Genomic DNA, 1,535 nt, shown 5'->3' with positions numbered 1-1,535 from the left:
TATGTTATTTAGCTTTAGAATAATATTGCTGATATTATTTAGTTTACTGCCGATATTGGCTGTATATCTTTTGTTTTGCTACAGAAAAAATAAACAAAATTCTATGGATAATAAAAATGAAAAAGACAGAAAAAAATGGAAGTGCAAGGGATGCATAAAAGCAGAGTATTTTGATAAATCAGAGAATACGTGTGATTATTGTATACGTCAGAGTCCTTTTGGGTTTTATAGTATTTATATCGGATTGATTGCTTTTTCGTTTGGAATGTGGGTTTATATTGCAAGGTTTATAAATATTTTTTAATGAAATTTTCGTGTTACTATAGGAGGATTTGATAATGACAGGCAGAAAAATATTAATAGGTGTTATTGGTTCAATTTTAGGAGTTTTAACAGGAATATTATTGGCAGTTTTATTACGTTTTTGTATAGATAAATTAGTTATTAAAAATGTTAATGACAAGGAAATTGTAGAAATATATTCTGTTGATTTAGAAGACAACGGCAAGGGAAATTTTGTACTTGGGTGTGGAAGTTGTGATGATGAACAGTATTATTTTGTTTATCAGGCAACAGATGACGGCGGTAAAAAACTGCAAAAATACTATTATGATGATGTGACAATTTATGATAATCTTGAAGCTGATGAACAGCCGTATATGGATATTACATATTCTTGGGATGTAAAAATGTATCTTCCGAAGGATTTTATTATACAGAAATATGATGTTTATTTAAAATGAAAGGAAAGAAAAATGAATAATGTACAAGAATTTTTATATGAAAATTCACCGATCAGAATGATTGAAAGTAACGGTGAAACGTGGTGGGTGTTGAGTGATATATGTAAGGTATTAGATTTATCAACACCGTCAAAAGTTGCGGATAGACTTGATTTAGATGAAAAGGGTATGACTTCAATTCATACCCTTGGAGGTAAACAAAATGCAACAATAGTCAATGAAAGTGGGTTATATTCAGTAATTCTCCGAAGTGATAAGCCTGAAGCCAAAGCTTTTCGCCGATGGATTACCCATGAAATACTTCCGGAGATACATAGAACCGGAGGATATAATGCAATAAGCGCTGAAATATTGGAAGATTCAAGTCTGACAGCAGCTTCAAAAACTATATTTATGTACTTATGCAGATGTGCGAAGGGCAAATCAGAGTTTGTAATAAGCCGTTCAAAAGTACTGAACGACTTGAAAATGGGTACAGACATGTATAAAAATCATCTTAACAAGCTTAAACAGTCAGGGTACATAAGCTCCGAGCCTTGCCGTAATGAAAAGGGACGTATTTGCGGTATTAAGTTTTATATTAATTATCCGAATTCACTTAAAAGGCTTGAAAATAATGGTTTTAGAAAACTGGAACATGAATAATTCGCTATACAGGGTTAAAATCAGAATGCCTAAAAGCAGGCTTAAAATTGAAATATGGAGGTAATAAGAATGGAAACTAGAGAACAAATATTACAGCGGGATTTTTCTGATGAATTTGTTGCAAAAATGAAAAATGCTATTGAGATG

Annotated in this window: 3 protein-coding genes; all 3 read left to right on the top strand. The window is 31.6% G+C overall.

Annotated features, from left to right (window positions below):
- Nucleotides 1–304: hypothetical protein (locus tag OCV67_RS13015; protein ID WP_262644643.1), on the top strand; the 304-nt coding region annotated here is incomplete at its 5' end.
- Between the two features lie 34 nt (nt 305–338).
- Nucleotides 339–743, top strand: coding sequence for a hypothetical protein (locus OCV67_RS13010; protein WP_147644367.1), 405 nt, complete (start codon nt 339–341; stop codon nt 741–743).
- 12 nt (nt 744–755) lie between these two features.
- Nucleotides 756–1,388: a BRO-N domain-containing protein gene (locus OCV67_RS13005; RefSeq protein WP_147644366.1), complete on the top strand. Its 633-nt coding sequence runs from the start codon at nt 756–758 to the stop codon at nt 1,386–1,388.
- Nucleotides 1,389–1,535: the final 147 nt, after the last annotated feature.

It is taken from the genome of Porcipelethomonas ammoniilytica (assembly GCF_025567485.1).
In the GTDB taxonomy this organism is placed as follows: domain Bacteria; phylum Bacillota; class Clostridia; order Oscillospirales; family Ruminococcaceae; genus Porcipelethomonas; species Porcipelethomonas ammoniilytica.
The sequence above is the reverse complement of the archived record's forward strand: the minus strand, read 5'-3'. Positions and strand labels throughout refer to the sequence as shown.

What these genes read in the sequence shown, in the direction of transcription:
- OCV67_RS13010 (WP_147644367.1), top strand. Translation starts at nt 339, where the DNA reads ATGACAGGCAGAAAAATATTAATAGGTGTTATTGGTTCAATTTTAGGA.
- OCV67_RS13005 (WP_147644366.1), top strand. Translation starts at nt 756, where the DNA reads ATGAATAATGTACAAGAATTTTTATATGAAAATTCACCGATCAGAATG.